15 protein-coding genes and 1 tRNA gene are annotated in these 20,715 nt (G+C 61.3%); 3 read left to right on the top strand and 13 right to left on the bottom strand.

Going from position 1 to position 20,715, the window contains the following annotated elements; translation table 11 throughout:
* Positions 1 to 12 precede the first annotated feature (12 nt).
* Positions 13 to 945 (bottom strand): alpha/beta hydrolase, encoded by a 933-nt coding sequence (locus B5G12_RS00500; protein ID WP_158099658.1) that lies wholly within the window; start codon positions 943 to 945, stop codon positions 13 to 15.
* Between the two features lie 285 nt (positions 946 to 1,230).
* Positions 1,231 to 2,184, bottom strand: a complete 954-nt coding sequence (locus B5G12_RS00505; RefSeq protein WP_087322809.1) for a glycosyltransferase family 2 protein — start codon at positions 2,182 to 2,184, stop codon at positions 1,231 to 1,233.
* A 196-nt stretch (positions 2,185 to 2,380) separates the two neighbouring features.
* Between B5G12_RS00505 and B5G12_RS00510 the strand changes: the two genes are divergently transcribed.
* Entirely contained in the window at positions 2,381 to 2,692 is a 312-nt protein-coding gene (locus B5G12_RS00510) for a transposase (protein WP_087322812.1), read from the top strand.
* Between the two features lie 328 nt (positions 2,693 to 3,020).
* Here the strand turns inward: B5G12_RS00510 and B5G12_RS00520 are convergent.
* The 4 genes from B5G12_RS00520 to B5G12_RS00535 form a co-directional block, all read right to left on the bottom strand.
* Positions 3,021 to 3,096, bottom strand: a tRNA-Ala gene (locus B5G12_RS00520).
* 64 nt (positions 3,097 to 3,160) lie between these two features.
* Positions 3,161 to 4,054 carry a sensor histidine kinase gene (locus tag B5G12_RS00525; protein ID WP_158099659.1) on the bottom strand — a complete coding sequence of 298 codons (894 nt, stop codon included), beginning with the start codon at positions 4,052 to 4,054 and terminating at the stop codon, positions 3,161 to 3,163.
* The gene (locus B5G12_RS00530; RefSeq protein ID WP_158099660.1) at positions 4,026 to 4,841 is read right to left on the bottom strand and encodes a sporulation initiation factor Spo0A C-terminal domain-containing protein; all 816 of its coding nucleotides are present in this window, start codon (positions 4,839 to 4,841) and stop codon (positions 4,026 to 4,028) included. The genes B5G12_RS00525 and B5G12_RS00530 overlap by 29 nt, the downstream gene beginning before the upstream one ends.
* Entirely contained in the window at positions 4,834 to 5,139 is a 306-nt protein-coding gene (locus tag B5G12_RS00535; protein ID WP_242955878.1) for a hypothetical protein, read from the bottom strand. The genes B5G12_RS00530 and B5G12_RS00535 overlap by 8 nt, the downstream gene beginning before the upstream one ends.
* 427 nt (positions 5,140 to 5,566) lie before the next feature.
* On the opposite strand from B5G12_RS00535, the gene B5G12_RS00540 reads away from it, so the two are divergent.
* Complete coding sequence (locus B5G12_RS00540) at positions 5,567 to 8,545, top strand: acyl-CoA dehydratase activase (protein WP_087322821.1); 2,979 nt, start codon at positions 5,567 to 5,569, stop codon at positions 8,543 to 8,545.
* A gap of 17 nt (positions 8,546 to 8,562) precedes the next feature.
* On the top strand, positions 8,563 to 9,888 hold the full coding sequence (locus B5G12_RS15050; RefSeq protein ID WP_087227976.1) for a 2-hydroxyacyl-CoA dehydratase: 1,326 nt from the start codon (positions 8,563 to 8,565) through the stop codon (positions 9,886 to 9,888).
* Between the two features lie 191 nt (positions 9,889 to 10,079).
* Here B5G12_RS15050 and eno read toward each other — a convergent pair whose 3' ends face one another.
* The 7 genes from eno to B5G12_RS00580 form a co-directional block, all read right to left on the bottom strand.
* A complete protein-coding gene (gene eno / locus B5G12_RS00550) occupies positions 10,080 to 11,381 on the bottom strand; it encodes a phosphopyruvate hydratase (RefSeq protein WP_087227977.1) in 1,302 nt (433 codons plus the stop codon).
* A 196-nt stretch (positions 11,382 to 11,577) separates the two neighbouring features.
* Entirely contained in the window at positions 11,578 to 14,094 is a 2,517-nt protein-coding gene (locus B5G12_RS00555) for an excinuclease ABC subunit UvrA (RefSeq protein WP_087322827.1), read from the bottom strand.
* Between the two features lie 74 nt (positions 14,095 to 14,168).
* The gene (locus tag B5G12_RS00560) at positions 14,169 to 14,381 is read right to left on the bottom strand and encodes a hypothetical protein (RefSeq protein ID WP_087322830.1); all 213 of its coding nucleotides are present in this window, start codon (positions 14,379 to 14,381) and stop codon (positions 14,169 to 14,171) included.
* A gap of 145 nt (positions 14,382 to 14,526) precedes the next feature.
* The gene (gene pyrG / locus B5G12_RS00565) at positions 14,527 to 16,191 is read right to left on the bottom strand and encodes a CTP synthase (protein ID WP_087227980.1); all 1,665 of its coding nucleotides are present in this window, start codon (positions 16,189 to 16,191) and stop codon (positions 14,527 to 14,529) included.
* A 138-nt stretch (positions 16,192 to 16,329) separates the two neighbouring features.
* The gene (locus B5G12_RS00570; RefSeq protein WP_087322833.1) at positions 16,330 to 16,917 is read right to left on the bottom strand and encodes an ANTAR domain-containing response regulator; all 588 of its coding nucleotides are present in this window, start codon (positions 16,915 to 16,917) and stop codon (positions 16,330 to 16,332) included.
* 27 nt (positions 16,918 to 16,944) lie between these two features.
* Positions 16,945 to 18,270, bottom strand: coding sequence for a glutamine synthetase family protein (locus B5G12_RS00575; protein ID WP_087322838.1), 1,326 nt, complete (start codon positions 18,268 to 18,270; stop codon positions 16,945 to 16,947).
* A 163-nt stretch (positions 18,271 to 18,433) separates the two neighbouring features.
* On the bottom strand, positions 18,434 to 20,527 hold the full coding sequence (locus tag B5G12_RS00580; protein WP_087322841.1) for a glutamine synthetase III family protein: 2,094 nt from the start codon (positions 20,525 to 20,527) through the stop codon (positions 18,434 to 18,436).
* Positions 20,528 to 20,715: the final 188 nt, after the last annotated feature.

Here is a 20,715-nt window from a genome sequence, read left to right on the forward strand (position 1 = left end):
AGGGACAGCCGCTTACAGGCTGTGGTCCAGCAGATAGATCATCAGCCGCTGGGCCATCCTGGCCTCCGGGATGGGAAAAGCAGGGAATACATGGGTCATCCCCTCAAAGACATAGGTGCGGTGGGGCAGGCGTTTCTGGTCCAGGATGCGGTGGAATTTCATGGTGTCAGGGTAGAGGACCTCCCGTGTGCCGGTGATCATGGTGATGGGCGCCACCCGTGCCGGGTCTCCAAACATGGGGCTGACATAGGGGTTGGACAGCTGGCTGTGGCCGCCGGCCCACATTTCGCCCATGATCCGCAGCCGCCAGGGGGAGAGGGAGGGGTCCAGCTTCTCGTAGAGGTCCAGGTCCTCGGGGTCGGTGTGCAGGTCCAGCCAGGGGCAGATCAAAAGCAGCTGGCGGGGCTGAGGGCGGCCCAGATCGCTGAGGTGGTAGGCAAAGCCCAGGGCCAGCCCGCCGCCGGAGGAATCCCCCGCCAGGGTGATCTGCCGGGGACCGTATTGGGCGCACAGACTGTCGTAGAGGGCCAGCAGCTTGGGAAAGGTGTCGGCGTAGCTGTGGTCCGGGATCTTGGGATAGACCGGGAACACCGCCATGGACCCGGTGCCCCGGGCCAGGTTGGCCAGCATCTTGAAGTGGAAGCTGGTAGGCGGGTTCATATAGGCGCCGCCATGGAGATACAGCAGCACCTTCTGGCGGGGCTTATCCTGCCCGCCCCAGAAAAAGGTCTGCATCCCGCAGCTGTTGTCCTCGGTCACGGGGCAGCCCACCAGCTTTTCGGGGTTGGGGAAGGGCTGGGCGTTGACCTGCTGCATCCTGTCGATATAGGCAAGGCAGTGCTGTTTGGTCTTTTCGGTGCAGGGGGTCTGTTTGCTGGTGGCTTTCAGCAGGGCGTGCAGGCCATGGCTCTGCAAAGAAGGGGAGAGGGTATAGGTGCGCAGCATGATAGCTCCTTTCCGGCATAGAACAGCCGCTGACTGCCTGCCGCCGCCCATGCGCCGGCAGATACGGTATACTTGTAATACAAGTATAGCCTGAACGACAGGAAAGTCAAGGAGAGGGAAGGGAAAAACAAATTCTGTGAAGTTGAATAGAATAGCGTCGTCACCCTTTAAATTTGACCGCATCAGCTACAATGCTTCTGGTTAAGGTGACGGGTAATCATGTTGCTGCTATCCGTACAAATATTAAACTGATAAATATTGCTTACCACACTCCCTGCATTATTCCTAATTCATTTTCAGTAAAGCTCGAAGTCCTTGCAGTGCCAATTTCATGTTTTTGCGAGGAAACATGAAGAAACAACGAATAAAATATATACAATTTTCTCTGATTGTCTGCAATAATTTTTGCCTTTGCTTTGAATTGATTGCTGAAAAATTAGAAAAATAATCCAATGCAAATACAAATTTTTTGTATCGAATATAATTCTTTCTCATGGATGGAATTTCTTCTATTTTATCCATAGCTATAATATATTTCAGCTTGTTGTTTTCATCGAACAGCGCACTCCATGTATTTGTTGCACTTTTTGGGTTTGCAACATAATGGTAAATGCAAAAGGGGACAACCTTTATGTTTTTTTCTTCATTGGATTTTGATAATCTGTATAATATCTGACAATTAAAATGCATATCTTCACAGTATGATAAATTTTCGTCAAAGCGAATATTGTCGAGCAAAGTACGGCGATAAAATTTGTTACAAACACTTCCCAAAACTCGATTATCAAGCATTATAAGCTTTTCCGCATGCTTTATTGTTATTTTACCATTCCGCCTTAAATGCATGGATGTCGACTGTGTTTCTGTTCGCTTGGTAATTACTGTTCTGTAATAGCCAGCAATCACCATTTCTATGCATTGATTCTGAAATTCATTCTGTATTCTGTTTAGAGAATTTTCTTCCAAGTAGTCATCAGAATCGCAAAATCCAATTATTTCTTTTGTGGCATATTTTAAACCGGTATTTCTAGCCGAAGAAACTCCGTGACCAACTGAATACACTAAAATGATACGTCTGTCGTTTGTTAATTCTTTACACACTTCAACTGAAGCGTCTGAAGAATGGTCGTTGACAAGAATTATCTGTATATCGTCAATATCTTGCTGCAATATACTTTTGATACAACGCTGAATCGTTTTCTCTGCATTATAGAATGGTATGATAATACTTATACCCATGATTTGACCTTTCCAGAAATACTTTGAAAAAGTTTATGCCAACGGAAGATGATCTTTAGGATGAAAAACATCTACTATTTCGATGTCTCCTATAGTGCTTTTTGTGGCAATTCTAAAATACCATAATCAAAAGTGTTTGAAATGCAAGAAAAAGCATAGAAAGATTTTATTATAGGAGGTACAAGGAAGTGATAGAATGAAGATCCATTGTTATGAAATAACAGATGCAGAATGGGCCATCAAAGAACCCGTGCTGCCCAAACATCATATGGGACGCCCCCAAAAGAATCTTCGCGCTCACTTTAACGGGGTTCTATGGATTGCCCGCAGCGGAGCTCGTTGGGAAGACCTTCCGGCAAGGTATGGGCTACATCAGACCGTATACAGCTGCTTTTGCCGCTGGTGTGATGACGGTACGCTGGAACGAATCTTTCACGCACTTGGTGCAAATGCAGAACTCGAAGAGCTGAATATTGATTCCACAACCAGCAAAGTATCTGTGACCTAAGGAAACGATTATGCAGGACGCCTGTATTGATCAGATCTATGAAAAAAGAACGCGAAGATTCATGCTCTGGTCAATCAGAAGGGCATATCTATCTGATTGTCAATGCTTGGATTGTGACCAAGCTATCCTTCTTTTGCAGCAGTCCGGAAAAATCAAAGACAGCAGCATTTTGGGGGACAAGGCATATGTGACAAAGAGCATTCGATTTTCCTTTTGCATAGCTTCTCAAGAGCAGCTATGCCCTTAGAAGAACCATGAATTGTATTTTCTTCTTCATAAAAAAATCCGAACCCTTCTCCTATTGGAAAAAGATTCGGATTTTCTGATTTGGTGGACCCGGAGGGATTCGAACCCTTGACCTCTCGGATGCGAACCGAACGCTCTCCCAACTGAGCTACGGGCCCATATCGATGCGGGGCGCGGCGACGCCCTGCGGCCTCCTTACTATACCGCGTTTCGGCGGAATTGTCAAGGGATTTTTGTGGGGATCGCAAACGGGGCGTCCTCCAGGCCGGGGATGTTTCTCAGTTCCACCACCAGCTGCAGCCAGAGGGCCTGGGCCTTGTACAGGTCTTCCTCGGGGCTGGGGGAGTGGAGGACCGGGCGGACCTGGTCGAGGGCAGGGCGGGGCATGGCCAGGGTGGCCACCGTGCCGCGGCCCTTGGGACGGCGGGACAGCTCCAGCTGCCAGCCGGACAGGCGGCAATATTCCTGGCAGAGCAGCAGGCCGGTGCGGGTGCCGCCCAGGAAATGGGCGCGGTTGGCGTCCATGGAGGCATAGTTGTTGTTGTCCGGCAGGCCGCAGCCTGTGTCGGTCAGGGTAAGGGTCGCGCCTCCATGACCGTCGGGGTGCAGCACAAGGGCGACCGTCCCCCCCTCCGGCGCACAGGCCCGCAGGGCATTGGACAGCAAATGAAGGCAGATCTGGCTCAAAAAGCGGCGGTCGGCCTGGATGTACAGCGGACTCTGGGAGCCGCAGTCCAGGGTGAGACGGATGTGCATGCGCTCCTTGAGGGACTGGCTGACCGAGCAGAGCACCCGGACAAAGGCGCACAGATCCAGCGTCTCCCACTGGGGCTGCTCGCCCCCCTGGATGCACCGCAGCAGGGCGGTGGTGTTGTTCAGGGTGCGGTCCAGGCGGCTGGAAGCGGCCTGCATATCCCGCAGGCAGGCCTCGAGCTGGTCGGAGACGGGGGTTTGTTTGTCCTGGATCAGATGGGCCAGGCGGCGCTGGGACAGCTCGATCATATCCAGAGAGCGCTGCCACTCGCCTTCGATGGTGCGAAGAGGCAGCTTTTCCAGCAGGGCGTCCCGGGAAGAGCCGGGGCCATTCTCATACAGGCAGGATCTCTCGTTGTTCACTTTGCAGATCTCCTTCTGGTGACGGCTCTGCCGACTGGAGCAGCAGGTCGGTCTTGATGGCATACAGTAGGGTGCCGGCGGTGAACTTTCCACGGCGGGGCGGCTGACGCTCCTTAAAGGCCCGCCAGGAGGGCAGGTCTTTCTTGTCCAGGGCAGAGATGACGCGGCGGATACCGCTGTCCACGGCCTTGACCGAGACGTTGTGCCGCTCGCTGACCTGCTGCAGGATATCCTTGCGGATGGCCAGCTTCTCCCGGCTTTTCAGCAGCAGGCTGACCGTCTCCAGCAGGTACTCGCAGCCGGAAGTGGACGGCTCGACGCCCCATTCGGTGAACATACGGATCAGGGAGGCCGAGGAGATGGAGCTCTGCTGCATCCGCTCAGGGGCCGCATCCAGCAGCAGGTTGCGCAGCATGGGCAGGTCGGGCGCCTGTACGCCTGCCCGGGCCAGCAGCTGCAGGCACTGGCTGTCAGGCAGGGCGGCCTGCTGGCTGTCCAGGCTCCGGGGCGTGATGAGCAGGATCTGGGGCCGGTGCGCCAGGGGCAGTTCCATCACCTGGCGGTACAGCTGGTCGGCGTCCATGTCGCTCAGGGCGGTGTCCAAGATCAGGGCGTGGTAGGGCGGGCCGCTTTGCAGCGCCTGCATCACCTGCTGGCCGGTGGTGTATGCGTCAAAGAGGAACAGGTCCTCTTGGCTGGCAAAATAGCCGCGGCAGACACGCAGAAACTGCCCGTCGTAGCTTGCCGCCGCTACCCGCAGGATATACCGGTCGCTCTTTTCACTCACTGCAAACGCCATCCTTCCCATCCAACTGCTGTATTATGGGGTAAAAATCCGCAATAACGTCCCGCCAAATCTCTGGCTGGACTGCATTTTCATACAGATACCGCAAAACAGGGTAGCAGGACTGGGGTGGCGCATCCAAAACCAGACTGTCGCAGCAGGCCGCCGCACCGGTACGGGACAAGGTCAGCCGGCAGGGACCGCTTGTGCCTGCAGGGGCCAGCGCATAGGTCAAATGATAAGGCAGCTGCAGCTTCTCGATCGCAGAAAATTCCCTGGTCAATGGTGCATATGCTTTCATGATACAGATTCTCCTCCTGCATAGATCCGTTTGTAACTTGCCCCACGGTGATGGACCATATCGAGGCTATGCTTTTATTTTAATGAAGCCCCGGCCTGTATGCAACGAGAAAAATGCGTCAAAATGCGTCAGCGGGCGTCGCAAGCGCGGCAGGAAGAAAGCTGTTTTTATAAGGATACCGCGAAACGCCCCGTTCTGCAAGCCTTTTTTGGCGAAAAAGAGTGACAAATGGGCGGCATTCACAGAATGTTTGCTTTTTGGTTACAGAGAAAGTAGAAATTTCGTGTAAAATAAAATGAACCGATTGCGTCTTGTAAAAAAATACGATATAATTTATTATGTTTGCGGACGGGACTCTCTGTTCGCTATCTAACAATGGGTGGGGCGGGCGCCCCATCATGGCATTCCCTAGCAGGAGGATCAAAACTTGAGAGTTGGTCTTGATATAGGCAGCACGACCATCAAATGCGCCGTGCTGGATGAACAGGAGAAGCTGCTGTATTCGACCTACGAGCGTCATTACAGCCACATCCTGGAAAAGGCGCAGGAACTGCTGCGCCGCATCGATAAAGAGTACCTCCATGGCGGCAAAGCGCTGCTCAGCATTTCCGGCTCGGCCGGCATGGGCCTGGCGGACAGCTGCGGCGTGCCCTTTGTGCAGGAGGTGTTTTCCACCCGGGTGGCAGTCAAGCGGTTTGTGCCCCAGACCGACTGCGTCATCGAGCTGGGCGGCGAGGACGCCAAGATCCTGTTCCTCACCGGCGGCACCGAGGTGCGGATGAACGGCAGCTGTGCCGGCGGCACCGGCGCCTTCATCGACCAGATGGCCACCCTGCTGAAGATGAGCGCCGACGAGATGAACCGGGCTGCAGAGGGGGCTCAGCGCACCTACACCATCGCTTCCCGCTGCGGCGTGTTCGCCAAGAGCGACGTGCAGCCCCTCATCAACCAGGGCGCCCGCGCCGAGGACATCGCCGCCAGCATCTACAAGGCCGTGGTCAGCCAGACCATTGCGGGCCTGGCCCAGGGCCGGCCCATCCAGGGCAACATCCTGTATCTGGGCGGCCCCCTGACCTTCAGCTCGGTGCTCCGCCAGAGCTTTGACGAGGCGCTGGGGGTCATTGGCATCTGCCCCGAGAACAGCCTGCTGTATGTGGCGCTGGGCGCGGCCCTCTATGCCGACAAGGCCTTCAATCTGTCGGAGGTGGCCTCGGCCCTGGACCGCTACGCCGCCACCGCTACCTACGCCAGCGAGCCGCCCCTCTTTGCCAGCAAGGAGGAGTACGAGGCCTTCCATGCGCGGCATATGTCCCACAGCGTGCCCTATATGCCCTTTGGGGCCCAGTGCGGCCCGGTGCATATCGGCATCGATTCGGGTTCGACCACCGTCAAGCTGGTGGTGGTGGACGAGCAGAGCCGCATCCTCTACACCAACTACCAGCCCAACCTGGGCAACCCGCTGCCCCTCATCCAGGAGCAGCTGCTCAAGATCTACCATGAACACCCGGGCCTCCAGGTGGCCAGCGTGACCACCACCGGCTACGGCGAGGACCTGGTCAAAAACGCATTCCGCTGCGACTATGGCCTGGTGGAAACGGTGGCCCATTTCACCGCCGCCAAATACTTCATGCCCGACGTGGATTTCATCATCGACATCGGCGGCCAGGACATGAAGTGCTTCAAGATCGAGGATGGGGCCATCAGCAACATCTTCCTCAACGAGGCCTGTTCTTCGGGCTGCGGCAGCTTTTTGCAGACCTTCGCCCAGGCTCTGGGCTACGATGTCAAGGAGTTTGCCGCTCTGGGCCTGTTTGCAGACCGTCCGGTGGACCTGGGCAGCCGCTGCACCGTCTTTATGAACAGCTCGGTCAAGCAGGCCCAGAAGGACGGCGCCAGCATCGAGAACATCAGCGCGGGCCTGTCCATCAGCGTGGTCAAGAACGCCCTGTATAAGGTCATCCGCGCTTCCAGCCCCGAGGAGCTGGGCCGCAAGATCGTGGTGCAGGGCGGCACCTTCTACAATGAGGCGGTGCTGCGCGCCTTTGAAAAGGAGATGGGGGTGGAGGTCATCCGCCCCGACATTGCCGGCCTGATGGGCGCCTATGGCGCGGCCCTGTTCGGGCTGCGGCGCAGCCACAAGGCGGGACAGACGCGTTCCTCCATGATGAGCCAGGAGGAGCTGGAGAACTTCACCCAGAAGGTGGTCAGCGTCAAGTGCGGCGCCTGCGGCAACCACTGCCAGCTGACCGTCAACACCTTCGCCGATAGCCGCAAGTACATCTCGGGCAACCGGTGCGACAAACCCGTCACCGGCAAGGGCGAGGACAACTCCCTCAACCTCTACGCCTACAAGCAGGAACTGCTGGCTTCCTATAAGCCGGTGCCCGGCAAGCGCGGCTCCATCGGCATCCCCCTGTGCCTCAACTTCTATGAGCTCCTGCCTTTCTGGCACGCATTCTGGACCCGGCTCGGCTTTGCGGTCCATGTCAGCCCGGTGTCCAGCCGGGGCCTGTACCTGGCAGGCCAGGCCACCATCCCCAGCGACACCGCCTGCTTCCCGGCCAAGCTCAGCCACGGGCACATCAAGGCCCTGTCGGCCATGCAGCTGGACGCCATCTTCTACCCCTGCCTGACCTACAACATCGACGAGGGCCTGGGGGACAACCATTACAACTGCCCGGTGGTGGCTTACTACCCCGAGGTGCTGGAGGGCAACTGCCCCGAGCTGGAGGGCAGGAAGTTCATCAGCGATTACATCGGCATCCACCGCCCCAAGGACTTTGTCCACAAGATGGCCAAAGAGATCCTGCCCAAATACTTTGGCGGCATCTCCCAGAAGGAAGTGCAGGAGGCCGCCGACGCGGCCTACGCCGAGTACGCCGCCCATATGGCCAAGATCCGTGCCAGGGGCGGGCAGATCATCGACGAGGCCCGCCGCCAGGGCAAGCGGATCATCGTGCTGGCCGGCCGGCCCTACCATGTGGACCCGGAGGTCAACCACGGCATCGACCGTCTGATCGTCCGGCACGGGGCCGCGGTGATCACCGAGGACAGCATCTCGGACCGCGTGCAGAAGTTCCCCACCAGCGTGCTGAACCAGTGGACCTACCACAGCCGCCTGTATGCGGCGGCCAAATACTGCACCACCCAGCCCGATATGGACCTGGTGCAGCTGGTCAGCTTCGGCTGCGGCGTGGACGCCATCACCACCGACGAGACCCGCGAGATCCTGCAGGAGGGCGGCAAGCTGTACACCCAGCTGAAGATCGACGAGATCACCAACCTGGGCGCGGTGAACATCCGCCTGCGCAGCCTGTTTGCGGCTTTGGAGGAGCGGGACGAGGTGGCCCGGGAGAAAAAACAGGAGCAGGCCGCCGCGCCTGCCCAGCCCGCCGCCGTCCGCTGACCAGATAGGAGGTTACCGTGGAATACAATTATCCCAAATTCACCAAGGAGATGAAGCAGACCCACACCATCCTCATCCCCAACATGGCGGTGACCCAGTTCCGTCTGCTGAAATACGCCCTGGAGCACGAGGGCTACCGGTGTGAGATCCTGGGCAACTGCGGCAGTGCCGTGGCCCAGCTGGGTCTGAAGTATGTGCACAACGATACCTGCTATCCGGCGCTGCTGGTCATCGGCCAGTTCATCGACGCGCTGAACAGCGGCAAATACGATCTGGACCACACCGCTCTGCTGATCACCCAGACCGGCGGCGGGTGCCGTGCTTCCAACTACATCCATCTGCTGCGCAAGGCCCTGGTCAAGGCGGGCTACCCTCAGATCCCGGTGGCCAGTTTGAACTTCTCGGGCCTGGAAAAGGACAGCGGCTTCCAGATGACGGTGCCCCTGCTGCGGCAGGCGGTGGCCAGCATCTTCTATGGGGATATGCTGTGCGCCCTGCGCAACCAGGTGGCGCCCTATGAGGATACCCCCGGCGCGGCCGACCGCCTGGTGGATACCTGGATCAGTCGTCTGGGCCGGGCCCTGCTGGCCGACAAGGGCTATACCGCCCGGGAAATGAAGCACACCTTCCCCCTCATCGCACGGGAGTTTGCCACCATCCCGGTCACCCGGGTGCCCAAGGTCAAGGTGGGCGTGGTCGGGGAGATCTACGTCAAATACAGCCCCCTGGGCAACAACGACCTGCAGAAATTCCTGGAGTCGGAGGGATGTGAAGTCAACTTCCCCGGCCTGATGGGCTTTGTGCAGTACTGCGCCTTCAACATGGGGGAGGACCACGTCCTCTACGGCGGCGGCAGCGTCAAGAAGTTCGGCGTGGACCGTCTGCTGGACTGGCTGGACGGCATCGAGCGCTCGATGCTCAAGGCCATTTCCGGCGCGGGCTTCTATGCCCCCGGCCCCTTCAAGGAGCTGATCGAAAAGCCCAAGGGGGTCATCTCGCTGGGCGCCAAGATGGGGGAGGGCTGGCTGCTGACCGCCGAGATGATCGAGCTGGTGCAGGGCGGCTATCCCAACATCGTCTGTGCCCAGCCCTTTGGCTGCCTGCCCAACCACATCGTGGGCAAGGGGATGGTCAACAAGATCCGGGCGCTGTACCCCATCGCCAACATCACCCCCATCGATTACGACCCCAGCGCCACCAAGGTCAACCAGGAGAACCGCATCAAGCTGATGCTGGCGGTGGCCAAGGAGCGGCTGGAAAACCCCGCCCCTGTGGATGCAAAGCCCCTCACCGCCGAAGAACTGGCGGGCGGCGCGCCCACCATCGGCCGGCACGGTGTCTGAGACGCAGTCCTGGGCCGTTCCATAAGAATACCGCTGTGCCGGGCCAGACCCGCGCAGGAAGTCCGAAAGGGCCTGCTCTCTGCAAAGACAGAGGGCAGGCCCTGTTTTGTTCTGCCGGGACGCAAAAAAGGGCGGCGCAGCCCGAAAGCTGCGCCGCCCTGCGGCGGTTCTGGGTTCAAACGGCCATGCGCTTAGCGCTTGACCTGGAAAGCGCCCATGCCGGGATACACGGCGGAAGCGCCCAGCTCCTCCTCGATGCGGAGCAGCTGGTTGTACTTGGCAACACGCTCGGTACGGCTGGGAGCACCGGTCTTGATCTGGCAGGTGTTCAGAGCCACAGCCAGGTCGGCAATGGTGGTGTCCTCGGTCTCGCCGGAGCGGTGAGAGGTGACAGCGGCATAGCCGGCCTTGTGAGCCATCTTGATGGCCTCCAGGGTCTCGGAGACGGAGCCGATCTGGTTCAGCTTGATCAGGATCGCGTTGCCGCAGCCCATGCTGATGCCCTTGGCCAGACGCTTGGTGTTGGTGACGAACAGGTCGTCGCCCACCAGCTGGACCTTGTCGCCCAGCTCGCGGGTCAGCTCCTGCCAGCCCTCCCAGTCCTCTTCATCCAGGCCGTCCTCGATGGAGATGATGGGGTACTTCTCGACCAGGCTCTTCCAGTGAGCGATCAGCTCGCTGGAGGTGTACTCGGTGCCGGCCTTGGGCAGCTTGTAGTGGCCCTTGCCCTTGACGGGGTCCTTCCACTCGGAGGAAGCGGCATCCAGAGCGATCATGAAGTCGGCGCCGGGCTTGTAGCCGGCCTTCTCCACAGCGGCCAGGATGGTCTCGATGGTCTCCTCATCGCTGGACAGGTTGGGGGCAAAGCCGCCCTCGTCGCCCACGGAAGTGGCCAGGCCCTTGCTCTTCAGGATGGACTGCAGGTTATGGAAGACCTCAGCGCACATACGCAGAGCCTCCTTGAAGGAGGTAGCGCCCACAGGCATGATCATGAACTCCTGGGTGTCGACGGTGTTGGTAGCGTGTGCGCCGCCGTTCAGAATGTTCATCATGGGGACGGGCAGGCGGTTGCCGTTGACGCCGCCCAGGAAGCGGTACAGGGGCAGGCCCAGGGAAGCGGCGGCAGCGCGGCAGACTGCGATGGACACAGCCAGGATGGCGTTGGCGCCCAGGTTGGACTTGTCTTCGGTGCCGTCGGCCGCGAGCATCGCAGCGTCCACAGCGTAGATGTCGGAGGCGTCCATGCCGACGATGGCGTCAGCGATGACGGTGTTGACATTCTCCACAGCCTTGGTCACGCCCTTGCCCAGGTAGCGGCTCTTGTCGCCGTCACGCAGCTCGAGGGCCTCGAACTCGCCGGTGGAAGCGCCGCTGGGGCTGCAGCCGCGGGCGACGGTGCCGTCAGCCAGGGTGACCTCAGCCTCAACAGTGGGGTTGCCGCGAGAGTCCAGAATCTCACGACCGACGACCTGTTCAATTTCCAGATAATTCATGATCGAATACCTCCTGATTTCTCATTATCCTGCGCAGGGCCCGGCGGAGGGCCGTGCCCCTTGGCGGGCAGGCAGCCCTGGGGGCTGCGCCTGCCTGATGCGCGCCTGATTATCTTTATTCTACCACACACCGGCCCAAGGCTCAAGAGTGAAACGGGAAGTTTCGTTCGTTATTATTCTAACGATACGCGCCGGCTCACAGCTGCCCCTGCAAGTGCCGGGCCAGATACAGGCCGGTGGCGCTCTGGGGACAGGCTGCCACCCGCTCCGGGGCGCCGGCGGCCACCAGCCGTCCGCCGGCCTGGCCGCCGCCGGGACCCATGTCCACCATATAGTCGGCGTTGGCCATCATGTCCAGGTCGTGCTCGATCACCACCACCGTGGCCCCTGCCTGCAAAAGACCCTCAAACACTCCGATCAGGGTGCGTATGTCCAGCGGGTGCAGGCCGATGGTGGGCTCGTCGAACACAAACAGGGCGTCGTCCTGGGGGCGTCCCATCTCAAAGGCGATCTTGAGCCGCTGGGCCTCCCCGCCCGAGAGGGCAGGGGTGCCTTCGCCCAGGGTCAGGTAACCCAGTCCCAGCTGACTGAGCAGGTCCAGCTTTTCCTCCACCTTTTTCACCCCGCGGAACAGCTCCCGGGCCTGGTCCACCGTGCAGGCCATCAGCTGGGGCAGGCTGACGGTGCGGCCGTCCCTGGCGGTGTAACGGATGGCATCGGCCTCTCTGGCGTAGCGCAGTCCCCCGCAGTCGGGGCAGGTGACCGCCACATCGGGAAGGAACTGGATGTCCATGGTGATCTGCCCGGTGCCGTCGCAGCCGGGACAGCGCAGGGAACCGGTGTTGTAGGAGAAATCCCCGGCCTTGCGTCGGGCGGCTTTGGCCTCGGGCAGGGCCGCAAACAGCCGCCGCAGATCGTCCAGCACCCCGCTGTAAGTGGCCACCGTGGAGCGGACGTTGGCCCCGATGGGGGCCGCGTCGATCATGTTGACCCGGCGGATGCCCTCGGCCTGCAGGGCTTTGACATGGCCCGGCAGGGGCTGTCCGGCGATCCGGGCCTGCAAGGCGGGCACCAGGCTCTCCAGTACCAGGGTGGTCTTGCCCGAGCCGGATACCCCGGTCACCACCGTCAGGCGGCCTTTGGGCAGCCGGAGGCTCAGGGGATGGACGGTATGCAGGGGACCGGTCTCCAGGGTGATGGCGCCTTTGGCAAACAGCGCCTCGCCCTGGACGCGCTGCCGGGCCCGGATCACCTGGCCCCCCGCCAGGAAAGGTCCGATCAGGCTGTCGGGGTCTTGGGCGGCGTCCTGCACCGTGCCGGCGGATACTACACGGCCCCCGTACTCCCCGGCGCCCCGGCCCATCTCCACCAGCCAGTCGGCGGCCCGCAGCACCTGGGTGTCATGCTCCACCAGAACGACGGTGTTGCCGTGGCTTGTCAGGTCCCGGATGACCCCCAGCAGGCCCTCCACATTGGCGGGATGCAGCCCGATGGAAGGCTCGTCCAGCACATACAGCACGCCGGTGCTCTGGCTGCGTACCGCCCGGGCCAGCTGTACCCGCTGCCGCTCTCCGGTGGAAAGGGTGCTGCCGGCCCGGTCCAGGGCCAGATAGCCCAGGCCCAGGTCCAGCAGGCGGCGGGCAGTGTTTTGGAACTGGGATGCGATGCTGGCGGCCATCTCCTGCATGGGAGGGGGCATCTCCCCGGGCACGGCGGCCACCCAGCCGGTCAGTGCGTCCAGCGTCATGGCCGAGGCCTCGGGCAGAGAAATGCCCCGCAGCAGGGTGGAGCGGGCCCGGGCGCACAGCCGGGTCCCGGCGCAGTCGGGGCAGGGGGACTGTTTGAGGAACTTTTCCACCCGCTTCATCCCCTTGTCGTCCTTTACCTTGGACAGAGCGTTTTCCACCGTATACACCGCGTTGTAGTAGGTGAAGTCCAGCTCGGCGGCCTGGTTGGAACTCTTGGCCTTGTAGAGGATGTGCTTTTTGACGGCGGGGCCGTGGTAGACGATCTCCTTTTCCCGGCTTGTCAGATCCCGGAAAGGCACGTCGGTGCGCACCCCCATCTCCCGGCAGACGTCCACCATCAGGGACCACATCAGGCTGTTCCAGGGGGCCACGGCGCCCTGGTCGATGGTCAGGCTGTCGTCGGGCACCAGGGTGCTCTCATCCACAGCGCGCACCACGCCGGTGCCCCCGCAGGTGCGGCAGGCCCCGTCGCTGTTGAAGGAAAAGCTCTCGGCGCTGGGCGGGTCGAACACCGCGCCGCAGACCGGGCAGGTCAGCCTGCGGTCCAGCGCCACGTCGGGACTGGGGGGCAGGTGATGGCCGTTGGGGCACAGGTGGCTGCCCAGCCGGGAATACATCAGCCGCAGGCTGTTCAGCAGCTCGCTCATGGTGCCGAAGGTGGAGCGCACCCCCGGCACGGCGGGGCGCTGGTGCAAAGCCAGGGCCGCCGGGATGTTGGAAATGCTGTCGATGCGGGCGGCGGCCGCCTGGGTCATCCGGCGGCGGGTGTAGGCCGACAGGGCGTCCAGATACCGCCGGGAGCCCTCGGCGTACAGCACGCCCAGGGCCAGGCTGGATTTGCCCGATCCCGATACCCCTGCCACTGCGGTGACCTTGCCCAGCGGAATGTCGATGTCGATGTTCTTCAGGTTGTGCACCCGGGCGCCCCGCACCTGGATGGCAGTGGGGCCGTGTTGGTTTTGCATGGAAAAACGCCTCCTTCATCAAAAAGCAAAACGCCCCGTCCGGCCGGCAGGGGCAGGCGGACGGGACGTGCGGGTCAGTCTGCAAAAATGCAGTAGATCACGGAATATGGATAAGGGCCTGTCGCAAGGACGCGCCCGTTGGAGATGACGGTGATGGAGTCCCCCTGGACCTCCAGGACGTAGAGATGCTCGGCGGAAGGGTGAAGGACACAGAGCAAAAGGGCACAGGCCACAAGGCAGATGAGGACAACGGTGAGGATACGGCTGCGCCGTTTTGTGGGATCCATGGGAAAACCTCCTTCCAGATGCAGACCGTGTGCCATTACCTGTATTATAGGGGAACGGGCCGGAAAAGTAAAGAGCGGGCACGCGCAAAAAAGCCCCGCCTTTCCGCTGCGGGAAAGACGGGGCGTGATAAAAAGGCAAACAGGGTCAACGGTTCACTTTCTTGTCCGCGGCCAGGTAGGGATCCATGCTGCTGCGGCCCGCCGACTTGCGGTTGTCCAGGCTGGCGGCGATGAAGGCCTTGAACAGGGGATGGGCCCGGTTGGGACGGCTCTTGAACTCGGGGTGGAACTGTGCGCCCAGGTGGAAGGGACGGCCGGGCAGCTCCACCGTCTCCACCAGACGGCCGTCGGGGCTGGTGCCCGAGATGACCAGGCCGGCGGCCTCCATCTCGGCGCGGAAGTCGTTGTTGAACTCGTAGCGGTGGCGGTGACGCTCCCAGATCAGGTCCTGGCCGTAGCACTGAGCCATCTTGGTGCCGGGGGCCACCTTGCAGGGATACTTGCCCAGGCGCATGGTGCCGCCCTTGGGGATGTTGCCCTGCTGGTCGGCCATCAGAGCGATGACGTTGTGAGCGCCGTCGGGGGTGAACTCGCTGGAGTTGGCGTCGGCATAGCCCAGCACGCCCCGTGCGAACTCGATGACCATGATCTGCATCCCCAGGCAGATGCCAAAATAGGGGATCTCGTGCTCCCGAGCCCAGCGGGCGGCGGCCACCATCCCTTCGATGCCGCGGTCGCCAAAGCCGCCGGGCACGATGATGCCGTCCACATCGCAGAAGGCGGCGGCGCAGTCGGCGTCCGAGCGCAGCTCCTCGCTGTCCACCCACTTGATCTCCACCTGGCTGTCGTTCTCAAAGCCGGCGTGGTACAGGCTCTCCATCACCGACAGGTAAGCGTCGTGCAGCTTGACGTACTTGCCCACCAGAGCGATGGTGCAGGTGCGGGACCGGGAGGCGATGCGGGCCACCACGTCCTTCCACTCGGCCAGGTCGGCGGCGGGAACGTCCAGATGGAGCTTGTCCACCACCACGTCATCCAGCCCGTTGGAGTGCAGCATCAGGGGGCACTGGTAGAGGCTGGGCATGGTCAGGTTCTCGATGACGCACTCGGGCTTGACGTTGCAGAAGGTGCTGATCTTGCGGCGGATGTCGCTGCCCACGCTGCCGTCTGCCCGCAGGATGATGATGTCGGGGCTGATGCCCATGCCCTGCAGCTCCTTGACCGAGTGCTGGGCGGGCTTGGATTTGTACTCGTTGGAACCCGAGATATAGGGCACCAGCACCACATGGATGTAGCAGCAGTTGTCGTGGCCCTGCTCGATGCCCACCTGGCGGATGGCCTCCAGGAAGGGCTGGCTCTCGATGTCGCCGGTGGTGCCGCCGATCTCGGTGATGACCACGTCGGCCTCGGTGGAGGAGGCCAGATTGTAGATGTAGCTCTTGATCTCGTTGGTGATGTGGGGGATGATCTGGACGGTCTGGCCCAGATATGCGCCCTGGCGCTCCTTGTTCAGCACGTTCCAGTAGACCTTGCCGGTGGTCAGGTTGGAATATTTGTTCAGGTTCTCATCGATGAAGCGCTCATAGTGCCCCAGGTCCAGGTCGGTCTCGGTGCCGTCGTCGGTGACGAAGACCTCGCCGTGCTGCAAAGGGCTCATGGTGCCGGGGTCCACGTTGACATAGGGGTCCAGCTTCTGGCTGGCCACCTTCAGCCCGCGGCACTTGAGCAGCCGGCCCAGCGAGGCCGCCGTGATCCCCTTGCCCAGGCCGGAGACTACGCCGCCAGTCACAAAGATGTATTTCGTCGCCATATTCGGTTCCTCCATCTGCCCCGGTCCGGGGCGCCTTTGAAAAGCCGCCCGGGGGTCCTGCCCGGCCAAAGCGGCCATACATACGAAAAGCGCCGGGTGACCCCCGCACGCTTTTCGCCAAGAATCATACAGCTTCTATTATACACCATCCAGGCCGTCGGAATCAAGTGCATCTATGATATCCTGGGCAACATCCCCCCGGCTGCGGCGGGTGTCCATGGCCTGCTTTTCGATCAGGCGGTGGGCTTCGGCCTCGGTCATCTGTTTGTACTGGATCAAAAGGCACTTGGCCCGGCTGATCAGGCGCAGCTGGGCCAGCTTTGCCTGGATGCGGTCGTTCTCCTGCCGCAGCCGCTGCAGCCGGTGGTTGCTGGCGGCCGCCATATGGACCGCCTGCAGAAACAGCGCCGCCGAAAAGGGCTTGCCCACCACCAGCACCCCTTCCTGGTTCATCCGGGGCATCAGCTGGTCGATGGCGGCGGCTTTGGCCAGCAGGATGACCCCGGCGTCGGTCTGGTCTGCCGCGGCGGCGCACAGCTCGTGCCCGAACTCGTCCGGCAGGGGGGCGTTTACGATCACCAGCTCAAAGTCGCCCTCCAGCATCCGGCGCCTGGCTTCGGTGCCGCTGGGGACGATGACGGGCCGGACATAGCCCAGTTCGGTCAGGCGGGCGGACAGGTACTCATTGGAGCTTGCCCCCGCGCTGACGATCATCGCTCGTGCCATGATACCCTCCTTTCTCCCGCGCCGGGGTCAGATGGCACAGAAATACCGGGCCCGTTCAAATTCGGCGGGATCGGCGGCCTGGCGCAGCTCATCGCAGCGCCGCAGCTGTTCGGCAAAATAGCGCTGGGCCAGCCCCTCGGGCAGATACTTGGCCAGGAAGGGACTCTGGCGCGCGGCGTCCACCGCCTCCTCCAGGGTGGCGGGCAGGACCTCCAGCCCCAGGCCGGCGGCCTCGGGGGGCTCCAGCTCGAACAGATTGCGGTTGACAGGGCCGCACAGCTGCATCCGGTTCTCGATGCCGTCCAGACCGGCGGCCAGGACCAGCCCGAAGGCCAGATAGGGGTTGCAGGCAGGGTCGGGGCTGCGCAGCTCCATCCGGCAGTTGTCCCCCTGCACCGCCGGGATGCGCACCAGCTGGCTGCGGTTCTGCCGGCTCCAGCTGACGTAGCGGGGGGCCTCGTCGCAGCCAAAGCGCAGGTAGCTGTTGGGCAGGGGATTGGTAAAGGCGGTCAGCTCCCGGCTGTGGGCCAGCACGCCGGCCATAAAGCTGCCGGGGATGCTGTCGGGGGCGATGTCCCCTTCAAAGAGGTTTTTGCCGTCCATATACAGGGAGATGTTGACGTGCAGGCCGCTGCCCGCCTGACCGGCCAGGGGCTTGGGCATAAAGCTGGCGTACAGCCCGTTGCGCCCCGCGACGGCCCGTGTGATCTGCTTGAACATCATGACGTTGTCAGCCGTTTTGAGGGGGCTGGCATAGTGGAAATCGATCTCGTTCTGGCCGCTGCCGCTCTCATGATGGCTGTGCTGGGGGGCCAGGCCCATCTGCTCCATGGTCAGGCAGATGTCACGGCGTAGGTTCTCGGCGGCGTCCAGGGGGTACACGTCAAAGTAGCCCCCCTGGTCGATGGGGATGCGGGTGGGGCGGCCCCGGTCGTCGGTCTCGAAAAGGTAGAACTCGCACTCGGCCCCCACGTTGCAGGTCAGGCCCAGGTGCTTGAAGCGGCGGGCCATCCCCCGCAGAAAACCGCGGCAGTTGCCCCCGAAGGGCCGCCCGTCCGGCTTCTGGATGTCGCAGAAGAACTGCATCACCCTCCCCTCGGCGGGGCGCCAGGGCAGGATGGCCAGGGTGCTCAGATCGGGCCGGAGCACCAGGTCGCTCTCCTCCACATGCATAAAACCGGGCACCGAACTGCCGTCGAAGCAGACCCCTTCCTCCAGGGCTTTGGGCAGGTCGCTGGCCAGCACGGCGATGTTTTTCTGGGTGCCGAAGATATCCGTAAAGGCAAAGCGGACGAATTTGACGTTGTTGTCCTCCACAAAATCGAGGACGTCCTGCTGTGTGGTGTAATGCATAGGCAGTCTCCCTAGGGCGTCTTGGTCGCGCCTTCAAAAAATGCCCGAAGGCCCGCCCCTCGCCCGCGAGGGGAAAGGGCGGGCCTCCAGGCCGGTGTAAGAAATAGGAAAAGGGAAATGGCACAGGAACCGGGCTGCGGTGCAGCCGGGAACAGGCAGCGGCTTACCCTTCGACGTAGTAGAGCATCTGGCTGTAACTGGGCAGCGGCCAGTATTCTTCGCCGCAAATGGTCTCGGCATTGTCGGCGGCGGCGCGCAGCACATCCATGGCGGGCAGGACGCTGTCGTGGAAGGCGTTGGCCTTCTTGGTCATGTCGGTCAGGGACTGGGCGGTGCGCTCGGCAGCGGCCAGATGGGCGACGGCGTCGCTCATGGCGTCGGCGTCTTTGGACAGCTGCTCCAGGGTGGAAGTCTCGCTGCGGGTGCTCAGGCTCTGGCTGACCGCACGCTTGGCGTTGATGGTGGCGGCCAGCTGGCCCATATAGGCGTTGATGGCGGGCAGCAGCTGCTTGCGGGCCATCTCCAGCATGGTCAGCGCCTCGATGTTGATGATCTTGGCGTAGTGCTCCATCTCCACCTCGTAGCGGCTGAACATCTCGGTGCGGGTCATCACCCCGAACTCCTCCATCAGCTGGATGTTCTTGGGGGCGATCAGCGCGGGCAGGGCTGCGGGGGTGTACTTCTTGTTGGGCAGGCCGCGGCGCTCAGCCTCGATCTCCCACTCGGCCGAATAGCCGTCCCCGTTGAAGATGACCCGGCGGTGATCCCGGATGGTCCGCTTGACCAGGGCGATGACGGCGCTGGTGAAGTCCTCGGCGCCCTCCAGCTCGTCGGCGTAGCCCTTCAGCTCCTTGGCCACGGCGGTGTTCAGGATGGTGTTGGCGTCGCTCAGATTCTCATGGGAACCGGGCATACGGAACTCGAACTTGTTGCCGGTGAAGGCGAAGGGGGAGGTGCGGTTGCGGTCGGTGGTGTCCTTGCTGAACTTGGGCAGCACGTCCACGCCCAGGTCCATCTTCATCCGCATAGGGCCGGCGTAGGGGGAATCGGAGGCGATGGCGTCGATGACGGCCTCCAGCTCCTCGCCCACAAAGATGGAGATGATGGCGGGAGGTGCCTCGTTGGCGCCCAGACGGTGGTCGTTGCCGGGTGTGGCCACCGAGGTCCGCAGCAGGTCGGCGTATTCATCCACCGCCTTGATCACCGCCGCCAGGAACACCAGGAACTGCAGGTTTTCCATGGGGGTGTCGCCGGGGTCCAGCAGGTTCTCTTTGCTGGTGCTCATGGACCAGTTGTTGTGCTTGCCGCTGCCGTTCACCCCTTCAAAGGGCTTTTCGTGCAGCAGGCAGACCAGGCCGTACTTGGGGGCCAGCTTCTGCATCATCTCCATGGTCAGCAGGTTGTGGTCGATGGCCACGTTGGAGGTGTCGAAGATGGGGGCCAGCTCGTGCTGGCAGGGGGCCACCTCATTGTGCTTGGTCTTGGCGGGGACGCCCAGCTCCCACAGCACATCGTCCAGCTCCTTCATAAAGGCGGACACCCGGGGACGGATGGTGCCGAAGTAGTGCTCCTCCAGCTCCTGGCCCTTGGCTGCGGGGGCGCCAAACAGGGTGCGGCCGGTCAGGATCAGGTCCTGGCGCTTCTCATAGTCCTCTTTGGGGATGAGGAAATACTCCTGCTCGGGGCCCACGGTGGTGGAAACGTAATCGGTGTCCTTGCCGAACAGCTTGAGGATGCGCCGTGCCTGGACGGACAGGGCCTTCATCGAGCGCAGCAGAGGGGTCTTTTTGTCCAGGGCCTCGCCGGTGTAGCTGACAAAGGCGGTGGGGATGCACAGCACGTCATCCTTGACGAAGGCATAGCTGGTGGGGTCCCATGCGGTGTAGCCCCGGGCCTCACAGGTGGCGCGCAGGCCGCCGGAGGGGAAGGAGGAGGCGTCGGGCTCGCCCCGGACCAGCTCCTTGCCGCTGAATTCCATGATGGCGGTGCCGTCCCCCACCGGGCTGACAAAGCCGTCGTGCTTTTCGCTGGTGATGCCGGTCAGCGGCTGGAACCAGTGGGTGTAGTGGGTGGCGCCCAGCTCCATGGCCCAGCGCTTCATGACGCTGGCCACTACGTTGGCCACTTCGATGTCCAGAGGGGCGCCCTTGTGCAGGGTGTCCTTCAGGCTCTTATAGGTAGCACTGGGCAGACGCTCCTTCATCACATGCTCGTTGAAGACCTTGCTGCCGTAGATTTCCATAACGTTGGCTGCCATAAATCCTACTCCTTACTCAACATTGTCCATTCTTGTGCATCTCACCGCCCCCGGGCAGGGACGGGGCCGCAAACACAAAAGGCGCTGCGAGTCGGAGGTGACTCACAGCGCCGTTGCTGCTTATGTATGCATTATACCGGCTGGATGTCCAAAAAACAATAGACAAAACTGACGATTTTGGCTGTGGA

The sequence above is a fragment of the Faecalibacterium sp. An58 genome (assembly GCF_002161515.1).
Taxonomy (GTDB): Bacteria; Bacillota; Clostridia; order Oscillospirales; family Ruminococcaceae; genus Faecalibacterium; species Faecalibacterium avium.

What these genes read in the sequence shown, in the direction of transcription:
- B5G12_RS00500 (WP_158099658.1), bottom strand. Translation starts at nt 945, where the DNA reads ATGCTGCGCACCTATACCCTCTCCCCTTCTTTGCAGAGCCATGGCCTG.
- B5G12_RS00505 (WP_087322809.1), bottom strand. Translation starts at nt 2,184, where the DNA reads ATGGGTATAAGTATTATCATACCATTCTATAATGCAGAGAAAACGATT.
- B5G12_RS00510 (WP_087322812.1), top strand. Translation starts at nt 2,381, where the DNA reads ATGAAGATCCATTGTTATGAAATAACAGATGCAGAATGGGCCATCAAA.
- B5G12_RS00535 (WP_242955878.1), bottom strand. Translation starts at nt 5,139, where the DNA reads ATGAAAGCATATGCACCATTGACCAGGGAATTTTCTGCGATCGAGAAG.
- eno (WP_087227977.1), bottom strand. Translation starts at nt 11,381, where the DNA reads ATGAATTATCTGGAAATTGAACAGGTCGTCGGTCGTGAGATTCTGGAC.
- B5G12_RS00555 (WP_087322827.1), bottom strand. Translation starts at nt 14,094, where the DNA reads ATGCAAAACCAACACGGCCCCACTGCCATCCAGGTGCGGGGCGCCCGG.
- B5G12_RS00560 (WP_087322830.1), bottom strand. Translation starts at nt 14,381, where the DNA reads ATGGATCCCACAAAACGGCGCAGCCGTATCCTCACCGTTGTCCTCATC.
- pyrG (WP_087227980.1), bottom strand. Translation starts at nt 16,191, where the DNA reads ATGGCGACGAAATACATCTTTGTGACTGGCGGCGTAGTCTCCGGCCTG.
- B5G12_RS00570 (WP_087322833.1), bottom strand. Translation starts at nt 16,917, where the DNA reads ATGGCACGAGCGATGATCGTCAGCGCGGGGGCAAGCTCCAATGAGTAC.
- B5G12_RS00575 (WP_087322838.1), bottom strand. Translation starts at nt 18,270, where the DNA reads ATGCATTACACCACACAGCAGGACGTCCTCGATTTTGTGGAGGACAAC.
- B5G12_RS00580 (WP_087322841.1), bottom strand. Translation starts at nt 20,527, where the DNA reads ATGGCAGCCAACGTTATGGAAATCTACGGCAGCAAGGTCTTCAACGAG.